Source organism: Pseudomonas sp. CNPSo 3701 (assembly GCF_028674975.1).
Taxonomy (GTDB): Bacteria; Pseudomonadota; Gammaproteobacteria; order Pseudomonadales; family Pseudomonadaceae; genus Aquipseudomonas; species Aquipseudomonas straminea.
On sequence record NZ_JAQZSI010000004.1, the window covers coordinates 465,830 to 483,617 of the forward strand.

Annotated in this window: 13 protein-coding genes; 2 read left to right on the forward strand and 11 right to left on the reverse strand. The window is 64.8% G+C overall.

The features are described from left to right. Window positions 1–103: 103 nt before the first annotated feature. The 7 genes from PVA39_RS14485 to PVA39_RS14510 all read right to left on the reverse strand — a co-directional run bounded on the left by PVA39_RS14485 (window position 104) and on the right by PVA39_RS14510 (window position 4,889). Window positions 104–955 carry an efflux RND transporter periplasmic adaptor subunit gene (locus PVA39_RS14485; protein WP_274124638.1) on the reverse strand — a complete coding sequence of 284 codons (852 nt, stop codon included), beginning with the start codon at window positions 953–955 and terminating at the stop codon, window positions 104–106. Window positions 956–965: 10 nt separating this feature from the next. Continuing rightward, complete coding sequence (locus PVA39_RS14490) at window positions 966–1,169, reverse strand: DUF1656 domain-containing protein (RefSeq protein WP_075932084.1); 204 nt, start codon at window positions 1,167–1,169, stop codon at window positions 966–968. Continuing rightward, window positions 1,156–3,141: an FUSC family protein gene (locus tag PVA39_RS14495; protein ID WP_274124639.1), complete on the reverse strand. Its 1,986-nt coding sequence runs from the start codon at window positions 3,139–3,141 to the stop codon at window positions 1,156–1,158. Before PVA39_RS14495 ends, PVA39_RS14490 begins: the two co-directional genes overlap by 14 nt. Before the next feature lie 194 nt (window positions 3,142–3,335). Beyond that, complete coding sequence (gene ccoM, locus PVA39_RS23305) at window positions 3,336–3,452, reverse strand: cytochrome c oxidase subunit CcoM (protein ID WP_279626491.1); 117 nt, start codon at window positions 3,450–3,452, stop codon at window positions 3,336–3,338. Window positions 3,453–3,805: 353 nt separating this feature from the next. Beyond that, the gene (locus PVA39_RS14500) at window positions 3,806–3,967 is read right to left on the reverse strand and encodes a hypothetical protein (protein WP_274124640.1); all 162 of its coding nucleotides are present in this window, start codon (window positions 3,965–3,967) and stop codon (window positions 3,806–3,808) included. Continuing rightward, window positions 3,964–4,587: an alpha-ketoglutarate-dependent dioxygenase AlkB family protein gene (locus tag PVA39_RS14505; protein ID WP_274124641.1), complete on the reverse strand. Its 624-nt coding sequence runs from the start codon at window positions 4,585–4,587 to the stop codon at window positions 3,964–3,966. Before PVA39_RS14505 ends, PVA39_RS14500 begins: the two co-directional genes overlap by 4 nt. Before the next feature lie 5 nt (window positions 4,588–4,592). Then, the gene (locus PVA39_RS14510) at window positions 4,593–4,889 is read right to left on the reverse strand and encodes an aspartate-semialdehyde dehydrogenase (protein ID WP_274124642.1); all 297 of its coding nucleotides are present in this window, start codon (window positions 4,887–4,889) and stop codon (window positions 4,593–4,595) included. Window positions 4,890–5,065: 176 nt separating this feature from the next. Here PVA39_RS14510 and rapA point away from each other — a divergent pair, with 176 nt between their 5' ends. Next, window positions 5,066–7,909, forward strand: coding sequence for an RNA polymerase-associated protein RapA (gene rapA, locus PVA39_RS14515; RefSeq protein WP_274124643.1), 2,844 nt, complete (start codon window positions 5,066–5,068; stop codon window positions 7,907–7,909). Window positions 7,910–8,009: 100 nt separating this feature from the next. Here the strand turns inward: rapA and PVA39_RS14520 are convergent, their stop codons facing one another. Beyond that, window positions 8,010–8,831, reverse strand: a complete 822-nt coding sequence (locus PVA39_RS14520) for an aldo/keto reductase (protein ID WP_093503511.1) — start codon at window positions 8,829–8,831, stop codon at window positions 8,010–8,012. Window positions 8,832–8,999: 168 nt separating this feature from the next. Between PVA39_RS14520 and PVA39_RS14525 the strand changes: the two genes are divergently transcribed. After that, on the forward strand, window positions 9,000–12,110 hold the full coding sequence (locus tag PVA39_RS14525) for a transglycosylase domain-containing protein (protein WP_274124644.1): 3,111 nt from the start codon (window positions 9,000–9,002) through the stop codon (window positions 12,108–12,110). 185 nt (window positions 12,111–12,295) lie between these two features. Here the strand turns inward: PVA39_RS14525 and PVA39_RS14530 are convergent, their stop codons facing one another. The 3 genes from PVA39_RS14530 to putA all read right to left on the reverse strand — a co-directional run bounded on the left by PVA39_RS14530 (window position 12,296) and on the right by putA (window position 17,501). Next, window positions 12,296–12,508 (reverse strand): VF530 family protein, encoded by a 213-nt coding sequence (locus PVA39_RS14530; protein ID WP_274124645.1) that lies wholly within the window; start codon window positions 12,506–12,508, stop codon window positions 12,296–12,298. 100 nt (window positions 12,509–12,608) lie between these two features. Next, window positions 12,609–14,099, reverse strand: coding sequence for a sodium/proline symporter PutP (putP, locus tag PVA39_RS14535; RefSeq protein WP_274124646.1), 1,491 nt, complete (start codon window positions 14,097–14,099; stop codon window positions 12,609–12,611). A 225-nt stretch (window positions 14,100–14,324) separates the two neighbouring features. Then, window positions 14,325–17,501, reverse strand: coding sequence for a bifunctional proline dehydrogenase/L-glutamate gamma-semialdehyde dehydrogenase PutA (putA, locus tag PVA39_RS14540; protein ID WP_274124647.1), 3,177 nt, complete (start codon window positions 17,499–17,501; stop codon window positions 14,325–14,327). Window positions 17,502–17,788: the final 287 nt, after the last annotated feature.

The window sequence follows — 17,788 nt, forward strand, 5'->3', positions numbered from 1 at the left end:
CGCTACGCTCGACTTGGGCTACGAAATCGTGGGAGGGGCTTTAGCCCCGATAAGCCCTTAAGAGCTCGTGGCTAAAGCCCCTCCTACAATGACTAAACGCGCCCTACTCCACCCGCACGCTGGCGGTCATGCCGGCGCTCAGTTGCACGTTCTCCGGCACGTCATCGAGCTTGATGCGTACCGGAATCCGCTGGGCCAGGCGTACCCAGTTGAAGGTCGGCTCGACGTTGGCCAGCAATTGACCGTCCGGGCTGGCATTGCGGTCGGTGATGCCGCGGCTGATGCCTTCCACCTCGCCACGAATCTCCTGCTCACCGCCCATCAACCAGATCTCCACCGGCGCACCGACCTGGATGCGCGGCAACTTGGTTTCCTCGAAATACGCCTGCACGTAGAACGAGCCGGTATCGACCAAGGCCATCACCGCCTGCCCAGCGGTCACGTAGTTGCCCTGGGCCAGCCTCAGGTTGGTGACCTGGCCATCGCGCGGCGCGCGCACTTCGCTGCGCTCCAGGTTGAGCTGGGCGATACGCAGGTCGGCCTGGGCCTCGCGGAATTCACTGCGGGCCATCTCGGCGTTGATCTGCGCGTTCTCACGCAGCTCGGCGCTGATCGCCTGGCTACCCAGTTGCGCACGGCGCGAAGCTTCGTGCTCGCGCAGGCTGAGCTGCTGCTTGCGGATGTCCACCACGGCCTGGGCCTTTTCCACCGCGGCCTGGTAACGGTCACGGTCGATGGTCATCAACAGATCGCCAGCCTTGACCTGCTGGTTGTCGCGCACCTTGAGATCGAGCACCCAGCCGGACACGTCCGGCGCGATGGTCACCACATCGGCGCGCACCCGGGCATCCCGGGTCCAGGGCGAATACATGTAGTGCTGCCAGATCCACGAGCCGGCGAGAACCGCCACCGCCACCATGGCCAGGGTGATGCCGACGCGAATGGTCGAACGCATGCTTTTCTCCTCAAGTCGCCAGGACGGCAATCACCGCCGCCAAGACGCAAACGAACAGGGCGCAGTCGAACAAGGCCTCGTGCCAGATCCACTGCGCCAATCCCACTCGCTGCAGCCCCAGGCGGATCACGCCGGTGAGCAGCAGCGCCAAAACCGCATAGGCCGCCATCGGGCTCAATAGAACACCGCCCAGCGACCACTCATGTAAGCCCATTGGCTTCTCCTCTTAGCTGGCACCAGTGGCGCCAGCCATTCTGCAACTGCAACAGCGCCGCTTCAGCGAGGCGCTTGTCGATGCTCGGCGTGCAGGCGCGCAGGGCTTGCTGCAACTCGGCCACCGGGGCGTTCAGGTCATCCTCGCGGCCCGGCGCCGGGCCGCGCTCCAGCGCATCGTCGAGGCGCTCCAGAAACCGTCGCTGCGAGCGCGCCAGGCCGGTATCGGCCTTGGCCAGACAGGCGCGCAGGTGCAGCAGCTCGTCACCCAGGTCCAGGCCTGCAACGCCTTCGTCCCAGCGGCTGCGCGCCTGATCCGGACGCGCCGGGTAGTGCCGCGCCAGCTGCAGCAAGCGGTCAGCCATGCGCCCACCAAACCAGTTTTCCGCGCGGCCCAGGTCACGGCGCGTCAGCCGGCCGAGGTCGACCAGCATGGCATGCACCAGACGCCGGCCATGCCACACCGGGTTGCGCAGCACGATCACGCGAAACGCCATGACCGCCACCGCCACGCCCATGAGCATGCCCGGCGCCTCGTTGAGGAAATATTCCACGTTGTAGCCGACGCTCGGCGGCGGTATGCAGAGCACGATGAAGTGCAGGCAGAAGGCCGTCGAGGTGGCGGCCACCGCCGGCTTGGCCATGCCCAGCACGCCAAAGAACAATGGCACGCCGAGCACCATGCAGAGCATCACGAAGCCGTCGATCTGCGGCATCAGGATCTGCCCGACGAAGAACGCCACCGGCAGCGCATAGAGGATGCCGCGCAAGAACATCATGCCGATCTGTGGCGCCGCCTCCAGCCGTGCGAACAGGCTACATACCACGCAGGCCAGCAGCATGGCACCGGTGGCGTGGGTCCAGCCGGTGGCCAGCCAGAAGCTCGCCAGGGTCAGGAACGCCAGGGCGCTGCGCGAACCGAACACCAGCGCACTCTGCCAGTCGTAGTGCCAAGACAGCGCCCGCGGCGCATCGGCCGGCGCCCTGCCCTGCTCGACCGCCAGCAGCGCACGGCCGGCATCCTCGATGCGCATCAGCAGCACCGCCATGCGTCCCAGGCATAGTTGCTGGCCGCCGTTGAGCTCGTCGTCCTCGGCAGCCTGGCGCAGGCGCTCGATCAGCTGCGGGCGGTCGCTCGCGCCGTCCTGCAGACGCTCATCCACTTCCTGCAACCAGGGCGCCACGGCCTGCGCTTCCTGACTGCTCAGCTGCCGCCACTGGCGCGCCACACCGCGAGCCAGGCGCAGCACGCCGAGCAGGTCGCGGCTGAGCACCCGCAGGGCGATGGCCCGCTGGCGACCGCGCTCGCCCTCGAACCAGGCGTGCTCACGCTGGGCATCCACGGCGACGATACGTGACAGGGCTTCGAGCAGGCCTTTGCGCGCCTCTTCCTCGCCGGTCAGCGCCTGGCGCGCCGCCTTGAGGCCGGTCTGCCAGGCATCGCGGGCCTGCTGGGCCAGTTGCCGCTCGACCCGCTGCGGCCACAGCAGCGCACTGCTCAGGGTGGCGCAGACGATACCCAGGCAGATTTCCGTGGAGCGGGCGATGGCTTCGTCGAAGATCACCTGGGGCTTACCGATGGCCGGCAGGCCGATGATCGCCACCGTATAGCCGGCCAGCACGAAGGCGTAGGACCAGGCGCTGCGCAACATGGTCGAGGCCGCCGTGCACAGGCCCAGCCACAGGGCGAAGGCCAGGACGAAGAGCAGCGGCATCTGCGCGAACAGCGCCATCATCACCACGGCCATGAAGGTGCCGACCAGGGTGCCGAGCAAGCGCGCCAGACCTTTCTGCACCACCATGCCGGACAACGGCTGGGCAACGATGAAGGCGGTCATCAGCGCCCATTGCGGCTGCTCCAGCCCCAGGCGCAGGGCGAGCCAGAGCGCCAGACCGCCGCCGAGCAGGGTCTTGATCGCGAACTGGATGGCTTGGGTGCTTGGCGCAATGAACGCCAGCAGGGAATCACGCACGGTGCTTACCTAAAAGGGTCTCAGCTCTGAACATAGCCGTAGCCAAAGGGTTCCGCCTCCGTGCAGGGTGCGAATTATTAGCTAGCTAAGCATGTACTGTCCAGAGAGCACCCACCCGCAAGCGTATTAAATGCAGACGAAAAAAAGGGCGACCGAAGTCGCCCCAATGCCTTGCGTGCTCGTGAATCCGGAAATCACTGCGGCTTTTTCTTGTTCGCATCCTTCCAGACGAAATAGGTGAACCCGGCGCCAAACAGAATCATCAGTCCAACGGTGCCGATACCGGCGAGAACCACCACATCTAAGAACATGCTGCCTCCTTGCACCTGCTGCTCGGGTATGGCGCTACGTTAACAGCCATACGCCGCCCGCCATTGACCCAGGTCAACGGCCAGGCACGGACGAGCATCAGCGCCGGACAGCGACTGATCTGCATCAATTTGGACGGGTTTGGGCGGCGCGGACGGATACGCAGCGAAGCCGCACTGGCATCCGTTAGCGATCTTTTATGAATGCGCAAACAGCAGAAATGGCAGGTTGAGCAAAGCGTTTGATATGTAGGAGTGGCTTTAGCCACGAGCCCCTGGCATCTCGAAATAGCTCGTGGCTAAAGCGGATCGCCGCGCGATCCTCTACAAGATCGCGACCGTATCGCAGGAGGCTCTCAGCGTTTCTTCGGCTTACTCTTGGACTTCTTCTTGCCCTTGGGCAGCGGTAAGGCCTGTTCGAAGGCGTTGCGCATCTCTTCGAGCTTCCTGTCGCGCAGGTCGTGGATGCGCTTGTCGCGCTCGGCGGCGAAGTCGATCAGTTTCACATCATTGCTCATAGCGGCGTCCGGATCAGACGAAACGTCAGGTTCAGTCGTGGGGCACAGGGCTTGCGCGTCTTGGCCACCTGGTGCTGCCAATGATGCTGCGTCTGGCCGCTCATGACCAGTAGCGAGCCATGGGCCAGTTGCAGCGAGTGCTCGATACGCGTGCCGCCCTTGCGGCGCAGGTCGAAACGACGTTCGCCACCCAGGCTCAACGACGCCACCAGCGGCTCAGCGCCCAGTTCGCGCTCGTCGTCGCTGTGCCAGCCCATGGAGTCCTGACCATCGCGGTAGTAGTTGAGCAGCACGCCATTGAGCGGCTGGCCAAGGTTGTCGACCACGCGCTGACGAATCTCGGCCAGCAGCGGCGTCCAGGGCAGCGGTTGATGGGTCATGCCGGAATAGCGATAACGGGCATCGCTGTCGCCATACCAGGCTACCAGGCGCGGCACCGGCAACTGACGGCCGAACAGCACCACTTCGGGTTGCTGCCAGAGTGTTTGCTCGACCAGCCGCTGCAGCCATTCACCGGCTGTGGCCTGGTCGAGCCAGTCGGGTTGATAAGTGAGTTCGGCATCGGGCAGTTGCAGCGCTGCCTGCTCGAAGAGCCCGCCCTGGGCGGTGATCCCATCCACCGGCGTCAAACCTCGACGTCCACCCACAGGCCCTGGCGCGGCAACTGGTCGATGGCAGGCTCATCCGCCTCGTCGACTTCGCCCTCGGCCAGCTCGGCGGCGCTGTAGCCGCGTCGCTGCCGACGACGCTGCTCTTCACGCAGCCGCTCGGCCACCTCATCAGGGTGGCGCTTGTCCAGGCCGACCGAATCTTCCTGAGCCGTTTCAGCAGTGGGCGTCACCGGCGCGATCTCCGGGCGCGGCTTGACCACGTCCTGCTGGGCGGTAACCGGAATCAGGCTGTGAGGAATCGGCGGCAGCATGAAACACCTCTCTTTGCAGCCTTATCGGCCAAACGGCGGGCGACTTTATGGCGGCATGACTAGACTGTCTGACCGGACGCGCGTCGGTAAGTGCCAAATCGACCCTGATGCACCTTTGGTCAAGCCTGGCACTGCGGTAACATAGCCGGCTTTTTTGACAGGTGGAGACAGGCAGCATGGCGGAGTATCAACCGGGGCAACGCTGGATCAGCGACAGCGAAGCGGAACTGGGCTTGGGCACCATCCTCATGCAGGAAGGCCGCATGCTCACCGTGCTCTACCCCGCCACCGGCGAAACCCGTCAGTACGCGGCGCGCAATGCGCCGCTGACCCGGGTGCGCTTCTCGCCGGGCGACGAGATCACTCACTTCGAAGGCTGGAAACTGACCGTGCGCGAAGTCGACGACGTCGATGGCCTCTTGGTCTATCACGGCCTCGACGCCAAGAACCAGGCCGTCACCCTGCCGGAAACCCAGCTGTCCAACTTCATCCAGTTCCGCCTGGCCAGCGACCGCCTGTTCGCCGGTCAGATCGACCCGCTGCCGTGGTTCGGGCTGCGCTACCGAACCCTGGAATTCACCAGCAAGCAGGTGCAATCCTCGCTGTGGGGCCTGGGCGGCGTACGTGCCCAGCCCATCGCCCACCAGCTGCACATCGCCCGCGAAGTCGCCGACCGCATCGCCCCGCGCGTGCTGCTGGCCGACGAAGTGGGCCTGGGCAAGACCATCGAAGCCGGCCTGGTGATCCATCGCCAGCTGCTTTCGGGTCGCGCCAATCGCGTGCTGATCCTGGTACCGGAAAACCTGCAGCACCAGTGGCTGGTAGAGATGCGCCGCCGCTTCAACCTGGAAGTCGCGCTGTTCGATGCGGAGCGCTTCATCGAGAGCGACGCCAGCAACCCGTTCGAAGACGCACAACTGGCGTTGGTCGCCCTGGAATGGCTGTGCGAGGACGAAAAGGCCCAGGACGCGCTGTTCGCCGCCGGCTGGGACCTGATGGTGGTCGACGAAGCCCACCACCTGGTCTGGCACCCGGAAAAGGCTAGCCGCGAGTACAGCCTGGTCGAGCAACTGGCCGAAGTGATCCCTGGCGTGCTGCTGCTCACCGCCACCCCCGAACAGCTCGGCCAGGACAGCCACTTCGCGCGCCTGCGTCTGCTCGACCCCAATCGCTTCCATGACCTGGAAGCCTTCCGCGCCGAGAGCGCCAGCTACAAGCCGGTGGCCGAGGCGGTGCAGGAGCTGCTCGACGAAGGCAAGCTCAGCGCCCAGGCCCGCGATGCCATCGGCAGCTTCCTAGGCGATGAAAGCCGCGAGCTGCTCGACGCCGCTGACGGTGGCGATGCCGACGCCCGCGCACGCCTGGTACGCGAGCTGCTCGACCGCCACGGCACCGGCCGCCTGCTGTTCCGTAACACCCGCGCCGCCGTACAAGGTTTCCCCGAGCGCGAACTGCACCCCTACCCGCTGCCGAGCCCGGACGAGTACATGGAGCTGCCGCTGGGCGAGCACGCCGAGCTGTACCCGGAAGTCAGCTATCAGGGCCAGGCCGACATCGAGGAAGATCAGCGCTGGTGGCGCTTCGACCCGCGCGTCGAGTGGCTGATCGACACCCTGAAGATGCTCAAGAAATTCAAGGTGCTGGTGATCTGCGCCCACGCCGAAACCGCCATGGACCTGGAAGACGCCCTGCGCGTGCGCTCCGGCATCCCGGCCACCGTCTTCCACGAAGGCATGAGCATCCTCGAGCGTGACCGCGCCGCTGCCTACTTCGCTGACGAAGAGTTCGGTGCCCAGGTGCTGATCTGCTCGGAAATCGGTTCCGAAGGCCGCAACTTCCAGTTCGCCCATCACCTGGTGCTGTTCGATCTGCCGGCCCACCCGGACCTGCTCGAACAGCGCATCGGCCGCCTCGACCGCATCGGCCAGAAGCACAAGATCCAGCTGCACGTGCCGTACATGGAAAACAGCCCCCAGGAGCGTCTGTTCCAGTGGTACCACCAGGCGCTGAACGCCTTCCTGGCCACCTGCCCGACCGGCAACGCCCTGCAGCACCAGTTCGGCAGCCGCCTGCTGCCGATGCTGGAAAACGCCGACGACGGCCAGTGGCAGACGCTGATCGACGAAGCCACCGCCGAGCGCAAGCGCCTGGAAGGCGATTTGCACGCCGGCCGCGACCGCCTGCTGGAACTCAACTCCGGCGGCGCCGGTGAAGGCGAGGCGCTGGTCGAGGCAATCCTCGAGCAGGACGACCAGTTCGCCCTGCCGATGTACATGGAGCAGCTGTTCGACGCCTTCGGCATCGACAGCGAGGACCATTCCGACAATGCCCTGATCCTGCGTCCCAGCGAGAAGATGCTCGATGCCAGCTTCCCGCTCGGCAACGACGAAGGCGTGACCATCACTTACGACCGCGACCTGGCCCTGTCGCGCGAAGACATGCAGTTTCTCACCTGGGAGCATCCCATGGTGCAGGGCGGCATGGACCTGGTGCGCTCCGGCTCGATGGGCAACACCTCGGTGGCGCTGATCAAGAACAAGGCCCTCAAGCCCGGCACCGTGCTGCTCGAGTTGCTGTACGTCAGCGAAGTAGTGGCGCCGCGCAAGCTGCAACTGGGCCGCTACCTGCCGCCGGCTGCATTGCGCTGCCTGCTCGACGGCAACGGCAACGACCTGGCCGCCAAGGTGTCCTTCGACACCCTCAACGACCAGCTCGAAGCCGTGCCGCGCGCCAGCGCCAACAAGTTCGTGCAGGCCCAGCGTGATGCGCTGACGCCGAAGATCGCCGCCGGCGAAGCCAAGGTCTCGCCGCGCCATGTCGAGCGCGTCACCGAAGCCAAACGCCGCCTGGCCGCCGAGCTGGACGAAGAACTGGCCCGCCTGACTGCCCTTCAGGCGGTCAACCCGAGCGTGCGCGACAGCGAACTGGACGCCCTGCGCGAGCAGCGCGAGCAAGGTCTGGCCATGCTCGACAAGGCCGCCCTGCGCCTGGAAGCGATTCGGGTGCTGGTCGCGGGCTGAGGCGTGCCGCCAGCCATTTATGGGTTTCACCCATCCTACAGACTGAACCAAGCCTCGTAGGATGGGTGAAACCCATCAAAATACGTCCCTGCAAACGCCCCTACACCATCTGCAACCGCTGCTTGCGCGTCGGTGCCGGGTAGGCGCTGTCGATCGCCTGCAAATCGGCGGCGCTGAGCTGCAGCTCGGCTGCTGCCGCGTTCTCGGCCAGGTGTCGGGGATCGCTGGCCTTGGGAATCACCAGCACGTTGGGCTGACGTAGCGCCCAGGCCAGGGCGACCTGGGCGGCGGTCACGCCATGCTGCTGCGCCACCTGCTGCAGCGCCGGATCGGCCAGCAGCGCACCGCCCTGCCCCAGCGGGCAGTAGGCCATCAACGGCATGCCCTGTTTCTGCTGCCAGGGCAGCAGGTCGAACTCCACGCCGCGCTCCTCGGGGTTATAGAGCACCTGATTGGTCGCACAGGCCGGCGCACCGAGCTCCTGCAGATCATCCAGATCGAAGTTGGAAACGCCCCAGCGGCCGATCTTGCCCTGTTCGCGCAGGCGCTCGAAAGCCTCGACCGTTTCTTCCAGCGCGTACTGGCCGCGCCAGTGCAGCAGATACAGGTCGATATGCTCGGTGCCCAGACGCCTCAAGCTGCGCTCGCAAGCGGCCGCCACGCCACTGCGGCTGGCGTTGTGCGGGTAGACCTTGCTGACCAGAAACACCTGGTCGCGCTTGCCGGAAATCGCTTCGCCGACGACCTCTTCGGCGCCGCCTTCACCATACATTTCGGCGGTGTCGATCAAGCGCAAACCGCGCTCGATGCCCTCGCGTAGCGCAGCGATTTCGCCTCTGCGCCGATCGCGATTTTCGCCCATGCGCCAGGTGCCCTGGCCTATCACCGGCACCTGAGCGCCGGCCAATTCGAGTGTGCGCATCATGCTTCCTCCTGTGATTGCATCCTGACCAGCCCATATAGCTCAGGTTCAGGCCCACAATCCAAACCTAGGCGTATGTAAAGACTGGATTTTTTTGACCGATCGGTCGGACAGCGCACGCCAGAGCGGCTACCCTGTCAGGAAAGGACAAGCCAGGGCCAGTTAACCATGGGCGCACTATGGCGATCCGACTCCGCACCGCCTGCTCGCGAACACAAGGTTGCGACCGCGGTGCCGCGTAAACCCAAGCCCCGCAAGCATCGCGTGCGCTGGGTGGTTGGCTCGACGCTGCTGCTCGGGCTGATGGGTATCACGGGGCTGGCAGTCTTCGAGCTACGCTCCGCCTACTTCCAATCGACCGAACTGAGCCGCTACGCCGCCACGCTTACCTATGAGGTGAAGGACGGCGCCAGCGAAGCCATCATCTACCCCGGCAATGGCCCCTTCGATCAGCGTCAGGGCTACAGCCGCCTGCCGACCTTTATCGAGCGCCTGCAAAGCCGTGACTTCGAAGTGCTGCAACAAGCGCGCTTCTCCCCTGCCCTGGCCGACTACACCCAGCGCGGCTTCTTCCCGCCCTACGCCGAGAAGGCGCAGACCGGCGTGAACATCGAGGATTGCCGCGGCACGCCCTTCTATACCGTGCGCAACCCGCGCCAGCGCTACCCCAGCTTCGCCGACATTCCACCGTTGGTGGTCGGCAGCCTGCTGTTCGTCGAGGACCGTCAGCTGCTCGCCGCAGAACCGGCTGAAGCCAACCCGGCGGTGGACTGGCCGCGCTTCGTCAAGGCAGCTTTTTCCCAAGTCGGCAAGTACGCCGGCATGCAGGATCAGTCCGCCGGCGGCAGCACCCTGGCCACCCAGCTGGAGAAATACCGTCACTCGCCGGACGGCATCACCCATGCGTCCGTCGAGAAATTGCGGCAGATGGTCTCGGCCAGTGTACGCGCCTACCAGGGCGGCCCGCAGACCCTTGCTGCGCGGCAGAACATCGTGCGCGACTACCTCAACAGCGTGCCGCTCTCGGCTGCCCCCGGCCATGGTGAAGTGCACGGTTTGGCCGACGGCCTGCGCATCTGGTTCGGCGTGGATTTCGTCACCACCAATCGCCTGCTCGCCGCGGACCAAAGCGATGAGACAAACCTGGCCGAACGCGGCCTCGCACTGCGCCAGGTGCTGTCCCTGATGATCGCCCAGCGCCGCCCGTCCTATTACCTTGCCCAGGGCCGCGCTGAACTGGCCGCCCTGGTGGACAGCCACCTGCGTCTGCTGGCCGACGGCGGCGTGCTGGACGCCAAACTGCGCGATGCAGCCCTGGCCCAGCAGGTGACTTACCGCGACTGGCAGACCGATCCGAACCTGCAACGTATCGACAGCGACAAGGGCGTGAGCATGGCGCGGGCGCGACTGGCCGGGCTGCTTAACCTGTCCTACTACGAACTCGACCGCCTTGACCTCGACGCCCGCGCCAGCCTCAACTCCGACCTGCAGCAACAGGTCAGTCTTTATCTGGAGCAGCTCGCCGACCCGGCGTTCGCCGAAAGCGTCGGTTTGTTCGGCGACCGGCTGCTGTCACCCAGCAAGACCGGCGACGTCAGTTACAGCTTCACGCTGTTCGAGCGCACGCCCAACGGCAACCAGGTGCGTGTACAGACCGACAACACCCATCAGCCGTTCGACATCAACGAGAGCAGCAAGCTGGAGCTGGGCTCCACCGCCAAACTGCGGGTAATGGCCACTTATCTGGAGGTGATCGCCGAACTGCATGGACGCCTGGCCGGCCTGAGCCCGGCGCAATTGCGCGGGCAGGATATCGCCGATCAGGATCTGCTCAGCCGCTGGGCCATCGATTACCTGCTGCGCAACCCGGGCGCCGACCTGACCAGCATGCTCGACGCAGCCCTGGAGCGCCGCTACTCGGCCAGCCCGGCGGAGCGCTTCTTCACCGGCGGCGGCCTGCACACCTTCGGCAACTTCCGCCGCGAGGACGACGGCCGACTGCCCACCCTGCGCGAGTCGCTGCGCGAATCGATCAACCTGCCTTTCGTGCGCCTGATGCGCGACCTGGTGCGCTACAGCACCTATCAGGCGCCGGGCAACAGCGCCGCCCTGCTCAGGGACGACAAGGACCCACGGCGCCAGGAATACCTGAGCCGCTTCGCCGACCGCGAGGGCACCACCTTCATGCTGCGCTTCTGGCGCAAGTACCAGGGCCAGTCCGCTCAGGAGCGTCTGGACACCTTTATCGGCGGCCTGCGCCTGACCGATACACGCCTGGCCGCGGTGCACCGCTACCTGATGCCGGAAGTGGATCAGGCGACCTTTGCCAACTTCATCCGCGCCCATCTGCCCGGCGTGCGGATCAGCGACAAGCGCATCGACGAGCTTTACCGGCGCTACGGCCCCGGCGCCTTCAGCCTGCCTGATCAGGGCTATATCGCCCGCGTGCATCCGCTGGAGCTGTGGCTGCTGAAATACCTGATCGACCATCCGCAAGCGTCGTTCAACGACGCGGTGAGCGCCAGCGCCGAGCAGCGCCAGGAGGTCTATGGCTGGCTGTTCAAGAGCCGCCACAAGAGCGCCCGCGACAGCCGTATTCGCATCATGCTGGAGGTCGAGGCCTTTTTGGATATCCACCAGCGCTGGCAGAACCTCGGCTACCCGTTCGAGTACCTGGTGCCTTCCCTGGCCACCGCCCTGGGCAGCTCGGGTGATCGCCCCGCGGCCCTGGCCGAGCTGATCGGCATCATCCAGAACGACGGTATCCGCCTGCCAACGGTGCGTATCGACAGCCTGCACTTCGCCGGCGGCACGCCCTACGACACGCGCCTGGGGCACGTGCTCGAAGCGGGCAAGCGAGTGATGGCCCCGGAGGTCGCCGCAGCGCTGCGCGAAGCCCTGTCACAAGTAGTGGATGGCGGCACCGCGCGACGCTTGCAGGGCGCCTTCACCCTGGCCGACGGCAGCCCGCTGATCCTCGGCGGCAAGACCGGCACCGGCGACAACCGCATGACCAGCGTCGGCCGCAGCGGCCAGGTGATCAGCTCGCGGGTGCAGAACCGCACCGCCACCTTCGTGTTCTTCCTCGGCCCGGATCACTTCGGCACCCTCACCGCCTTCGTACCGGGCCGCGCCGCAGAAAACTTTCGCTTCACCTCGGCGCTGCCGGTGCAGGTGCTCAAGGGCATGCAGCCGATTCTGGCGCCTTACCTGCAAACCGGTGCACGGACGCAATGCGCACCGCCTCCGCAGCAACAGACGGTGCAATTGCTTCGCTAGAGGCTGCTGCGATTTAAGCTGACGCTACATGGCAAGAGCGGCCATTCGCATGATCCGTAGGAGCGGCTTTAGCCGCGAGCTCTTCAAGCCCTAATAAAGCTCGGGGCTGAAGCCCCTCCTACGAAAGCGGCAGCAACAATTCCAGCTAATGCTTTGCTCACGCGTTTCGTAACCGCCAACGTCCCCTAGCGCTTCTGCCGCAGATACAACGCCTCGACCTTCTCCCGCGCCCAGGGGGTTTTGCGCAGGAAGGTCAGGCTCGACTTGATGCTCGGGTCGCTCTTGAAGCAGCGGATGTCGATGCGTTGGGCCAGGCCGTCCCAGCCCAGTTGCTCAACCAATTCGGTGAGGATGGCTTGCAAGGTGATGCCGTGCAGCGGGTCTTTGGAGGCGGTCATGGCGGGTTCCTGATGGCGGGGCGCTAAGCTTACCAGCAGCCACCAACGAAAAGGCCCGGACAATATCCGGGCCTCTGTTCAACAGGCTACGCAGGGGCGATCAGAGATGCGCGTCCTGGTATTCCTTCTCGGCTTCGTCGAAGCGCTTGAGCATCGCCGGCGTCGCCGGGCTGCCGATCTTGCTGAAGATCACGATGGCCAGGGTAGCGAGGATGAAGCCCGGGATGATTTCGTACAGGCCCAGGCCGATGAAGTTCTTCCACACCACCACGGTGACGGCGCCGACGACCATGCCAGCCAGCGCGCCATTACGGGTCATGCCCTTCCACACCAGCGACAAAATCACCACCGGCCCGAAAGCCGCGCCGAAACCGGCCCAGGCGTAAGAGACCAGGCCCAGCACCTTACTCTCCGGGTTGGAGGCGATGCCGATGGCTACCAGGGCAATCAGCAGCACCATGGCGCGACCGACCCACACCAGCTCGGTCTGGCTGGCATTTTTGCGCAGGAAGGCCTTGTAGAAGTCTTCGGTCAGGGCGCTGGAGGACACCAGCAGTTGGCAGCTCAGGGTGCTCATCACGGCAGCCAGAATGGCAGACAGGATCAGACCGGCAATCCACGGATTGAAGAGGATTTTGGTCAGCTCGATGAACACGCGCTCGCTGTTCTCGCCCACCGGGCCGGCCAGGGCCGGGTTATTGGCGAAGTAGGCGATACCGAAGAAGCCGACGGCAACGGCGCCGCCCAGGCTGAGGATCATCCAGGTCATGCCGATGCGGCGCGCGGCCGGGATCGTCTTGACCGAATCAGCCGCCATGAAGCGCACCAGGATGTGCGGCTGACCGAAGTAGCCCAGGCCCCAGGCCAGCAGCGAGATGATGGCGACGAAGGACAGGCCGCGGAACATGTCGAAGTTGGCCGGGTTGGCCTGCTCGATGGTGGTCATGGCGGCGTCGAAATCGCCGAGCGCCAGAATCACGAACACCGGCGTGATCAGCAGCGCGAAGATCATCAGGGTGGCCTGTACGGTGTCGGTCCAGCTGACTGCCAAAAAGCCGCCGATAAAGACGTAGGCAATGGTCGCTGCGGCACCGACCCACAGGGCGGTGTCATAGCTCAGGCCGAAGGTCGACTCGAACAGACGCGCACCGGCCACCACGCCCGAGGCGCAGTAGATGGTGAAGAACACCAGGATCACCAGGGCCGAGAAAATGCGCAGGATCTTGCTGTTGTCTTCGAAGCGATGGGTGAAGAAGTCAGGTAGGGTCAGGGCGTTGTTGTTGTGCTCGGTGTGCACACGCAGGCGACCGGCCACGAACAGCCAGTTCAGCCAGGCGCCCATGATCAGACCGATGGCGATCCAACTCTCGGAGATGCCAGCGATGAAGATCGCGCCCGGCAGGCCCATCAGCAACCAGCCGCTCATGTCCGAGGCACCAGCGGACAGCGCGGTAACGAAACTACCAAGGCTGCGACCGCCGAGGATGTAGTCGGAGAAGTTCTTGGTCGCGCGGTAGGCAGCGAAACCGATCAGCAACATGGCCAGGATGTAGACCACGAAGGTGACCAGCATGGGAGTGCTTGCAGTCATTGGGGAATGCCCCTCTCGTTTGTTTTTATTCGAACCGGGATTCCCGATCCAGTTGGCACATCACGACCATCGCTGATGGTCGCGCTCCAGGTACACCACTCTGCATGGTGGCGTTACCGATTCGGGGCATCAGCCCCCAATAAGACGCCTCTAAAAACGCAGTTGTTTTTCGAGGTTTCCGATAGCAAAACGGGCGGAAACCTGAAGATTCCCGCCCGCTCGTGATTACTCGTCGCCCAGCGACAGCAATGAGGCGTTGCCGCCCACCGCCGTGGTGTTCACCGAAGTGGTGCGCTCGTTGACGAAGCGCAGCAGGTAGCTCGGGCCACCGGCTTTCGGGCCGGTGCCGGATAGACCGCAACCGCCGAACGGCTGCACGCCGACCACCGCACCGATCTGGTTGCGGTTCACGTACAGGTTGCCGACACGCGCCAGGGCTTCGATGCGGGCGGCAGTTTCCTCGTTTCGGCTGTGAATGCCAAGGGTCAATCCGTAACCGGTGCCATTGATGGCCGCGACTACCTTCTCCAGATCCGCCGCGTCATAGCGCACCACGTGCAGCACGGGGCCGAACTGCTCTTTCTTCAGTTCATGAATGCCGCCGATCTCGAAGGCCACCGGCGCCACAAAATGCCCATTCAGGTCGCCGGCAACCGTAGCCTCGGCGATCAGCTTGCCCTCGCCCTTGAGTTGGTTGATGTGCGCCAGCAGACCTTCGCGGGCTTCGGCATCGATCACCGGCCCGATATCGTTCTCGCGCAGTTGGGTCGGGCCGATCTTCAGTTCGGCCATTGCGCCCTTGAGCAGGTCGATCACCCGGTCGGCGATGTCACGCTGCACGTACAGCACGCGCAGGGCCGAGCAGCGTTGGCCGGCGCTGGTGAAGGCGGAGCCGACGGCATCCTTGACCACCTGCTCGGGCAGCGCAGTGGAGTCGACGATCATCGCGTTCTGGCCGCCGGTCTCGGCGATCAGGGTGGCGATCATGCCGTCCTTCTCGGCCAGCTGGCGGTTGATGATCCGCGCCGTGTCGGTGGAGCCGGTGAAGCACACGCCGGCCACGCGCGGGTCGCGGCAGAACACGCCGCCCAGGGTGGCGCCGTCCCCCGGCAGAAAGGCGATCACGTCTTTCGGCAGGCCAGCTTCGAACATCAGTTCCAGGGCACGGGCAGCGATCAGGCTGGTCTGCTCGGCCGGCTTGGCCAGCACCACGTTGCCTGCCACCAGGGCCGCGCTGATCTGACCGAGGTAGATGGCCAGCGGGAAGTTCCACGGGCTCACACAAACGAAAATGCCGCGGCCTTCATGGAACAGCTCGTTGCGCTCGCCGGTCGGGCCTTTGAGTTCTTCGCGGCCCAGTTTCAGGCGCGCCTGCTGGGCGTAGTAACGGCAGAAGTCCACCGCCTCGCGCACCTCATCGATGCCGTCCTGCATGGATTTTCCCGCTTCCACGGTGCACAGCGCCATCAGCTCGGCACGGTGTTTCTCCAGCAGGTCGGCCAGGCGCTCGAGCACGCTGGCACGGGCGTCGATGGGGGTGGCGTTCCAGTTCGGCCAGGCAGCGCTCAGACCATCCAGCGCCTGGGCGGCCTGGGCGGCGGTGGCGAACTGCGCGGTGCCGACCACTTTGTTCAGATCATACGGGCAGCGAACCTCCTGAACGGTGCCGCTCAGGGTCTGGCCATTGATCACCGGCGCGGCCTGCCACTGGCGATCCAGTTGCGGACGGTAGGCGTTTTCGAGTTCGGTCAGCGATTTCTGGATGTTCATGTTGATGCCCTGGGAGTTTTTCCGTGTGGCCCCGTACAGCGCAGGCGGCAGCGGGATTTTGTTATTGGCGAGGCTGGCGAACTTGCGCAGCTGGGTGACCGGGTGATCGATTAGCGACTCGACCGGCACGCTCGGGTCGACCAACTGGTGCACGAACGACGAGTTGGCGCCGTTCTCCAGCAGGCGCCGCACCAGGTACGGCAACAGGTCCTTGTGGGCGCCGACCGGGGCGTAGATGCGCACGGTCTTGCGGTGCTTCTCCAGCACCGTGTCGTACAGCGCATCGCCCATGCCGTGCAGGCGCTGGAACTCGAACTCGCGCGGCGACGCCTGCTCGGCCGCCATCGCCAGGATGCAGCTGACGGTGTGGGCGTTATGGCTGGCGAACTGCGGGTAGATCACGCCGCGGGTGAAGTCGCTTAGCAAGTAGCGCGCACAGGCCAGATACGAGGTATCGGTACCTTCCTTGCGGGTGAATACCGGGTAGCCGTCGAGGCCCCACACCTGGCACTGCTTGATCTCGCTGTCCCAGTAGGCGCCCTTGACCAGGCGCAACGGCATCTTCTCGCCCAGTTCCTTACCCAGCAGGGTCAGCCACACCAGCACCGGCAGGCAGCGTTTGGAATACGCCTGGATGACCAGACCGAACTCGCCCCAGCCGGCAATGGCCGGATCGCGCAGCAGCTTTTCGTACAGCTCCAGGGACAGCTCGAGGCGATCCGCCTCTTCGGCGTCCACCGAGATGCCAACGTTGAGCTTGCGCGCGCGGATGGCCAGCTCCCGCACGTTGGCGAACAGCTCGCTGAGCACGCGCTCGCGCTGGGCCACTTCATAACGCGGGTGCAGCGCGGATAGCTTGATCGAGATCGAAGGCTTCGGGCCTGGACCGACCTGCGGCTCGGCGCCGACGGTGTCGATGGCCTTGCGGTAGTCGGCCATATATTTCTCGGCATCCTCGGCGGTCAGCGCCGCTTCGCCAAGCATGTCGAAGGAATAGGTGTAGCCTTTCTCGCGCTCCGGGCGACCGTTCTTCAGCGCCTCGCTGATGGTGCGACCGAGCACGAACTGCTTGCCCATCAGCTTCATGGCCTGGTTCATCGCCGCGCGAATCACCGGCTCGCCGGACCGCTGGATGAGACGACCAAGTACCTTCTTCGGGCGGCCGTCAGCGGCTTGCGGGTCCACCACCTTACCGGTCATCACCAGGCCCCAGGCCGCGAAGTTGACCAGCACGTTGTCGCTCTTGCCCAGGTGCCGCTCCCACTCGGCGGCGCTGAGCTTGTCGCGAATCAGCGCATCAGCGGTGCTGGCATCCGGCACGCGCAACAGCGCTTCGGCCAGGCACATCAGCATCAGGCCTTCCTGGGTATCCAGGCTGTACTGGCGCAGCAACGCATCGAGGGTGTCGACCGCATTGTCGCGGCCGCGCACGTCCTGAATCAGGCTGCGCGCCTGCTGACGAATGCTCTCGATACCGGCGGCACCGGGATCGGCGAGCTTGAGCAGCTCCTCGAGGTACGCGGTTTCGTCGACGTTGTAGTTGGCACTGATGGCGGGAAAGAAATCGGCGGCTTTGGCGGCGGAGATCTGCGCGAGAAACTCCGGCTGCAAGACCTGGCTGGCTTTGAACATCACGCCCATCCTCTTGTAGGGATTATCTATGGGGTACCCCTGCTTTGGGTCTAGCCCAGATACGAGGATCTGGCGATCACAGGCTTGCAGAAGCGGATGGCGGAATTTAGTGGCAGATCGGTGACGGCTTCTTGCGGAAAGCTCTGAAGTTTTTGCAGAAAACTCCGAATAGCCCGTCAACCCAGGAACTGACGGAGCGACGCGGCTGTTTGCGGAAGAGATGATGCGTGACGCCAGGACGCTCGTGACCGCTGTCGAAGTGACCTTCCAGCTTATCCCTCGGCGGA

Coding starts and splice junctions, on each gene's coding strand:
- PVA39_RS14485 (WP_274124638.1), bottom strand. CDS start 955: ATGCGTTCGACCATTCGCGTCGGCATCACCCTGGCCATGGTGGCGGTG.
- PVA39_RS14500 (WP_274124640.1), bottom strand. CDS start 3,967: ATGAGCAATGATGTGAAACTGATCGACTTCGCCGCCGAGCGCGACAAG.
- ccoM (WP_279626491.1), bottom strand. CDS start 3,452: ATGTTCTTAGATGTGGTGGTTCTCGCCGGTATCGGCACCGTTGGACTG.
- putP (WP_274124646.1), bottom strand. CDS start 14,099: ATGACTGCAAGCACTCCCATGCTGGTCACCTTCGTGGTCTACATCCTG.
- PVA39_RS14525 (WP_274124644.1), top strand. CDS start 9,000: ATGGGCGCACTATGGCGATCCGACTCCGCACCGCCTGCTCGCGAACAC.
- PVA39_RS14520 (WP_093503511.1), bottom strand. CDS start 8,831: ATGCGCACACTCGAATTGGCCGGCGCTCAGGTGCCGGTGATAGGCCAG.
- PVA39_RS14530 (WP_274124645.1), bottom strand. CDS start 12,508: ATGACCGCCTCCAAAGACCCGCTGCACGGCATCACCTTGCAAGCCATC.
- putA (WP_274124647.1), bottom strand. CDS start 17,501: ATGTTCAAAGCCAGCCAGGTCTTGCAGCCGGAGTTTCTCGCGCAGATC.
- PVA39_RS14490 (WP_075932084.1), bottom strand. CDS start 1,169: ATGGGCTTACATGAGTGGTCGCTGGGCGGTGTTCTATTGAGCCCGATG.
- rapA (WP_274124643.1), top strand. CDS start 5,066: ATGGCGGAGTATCAACCGGGGCAACGCTGGATCAGCGACAGCGAAGCG.
- PVA39_RS14510 (WP_274124642.1), bottom strand. CDS start 4,889: ATGCTGCCGCCGATTCCTCACAGCCTGATTCCGGTTACCGCCCAGCAG.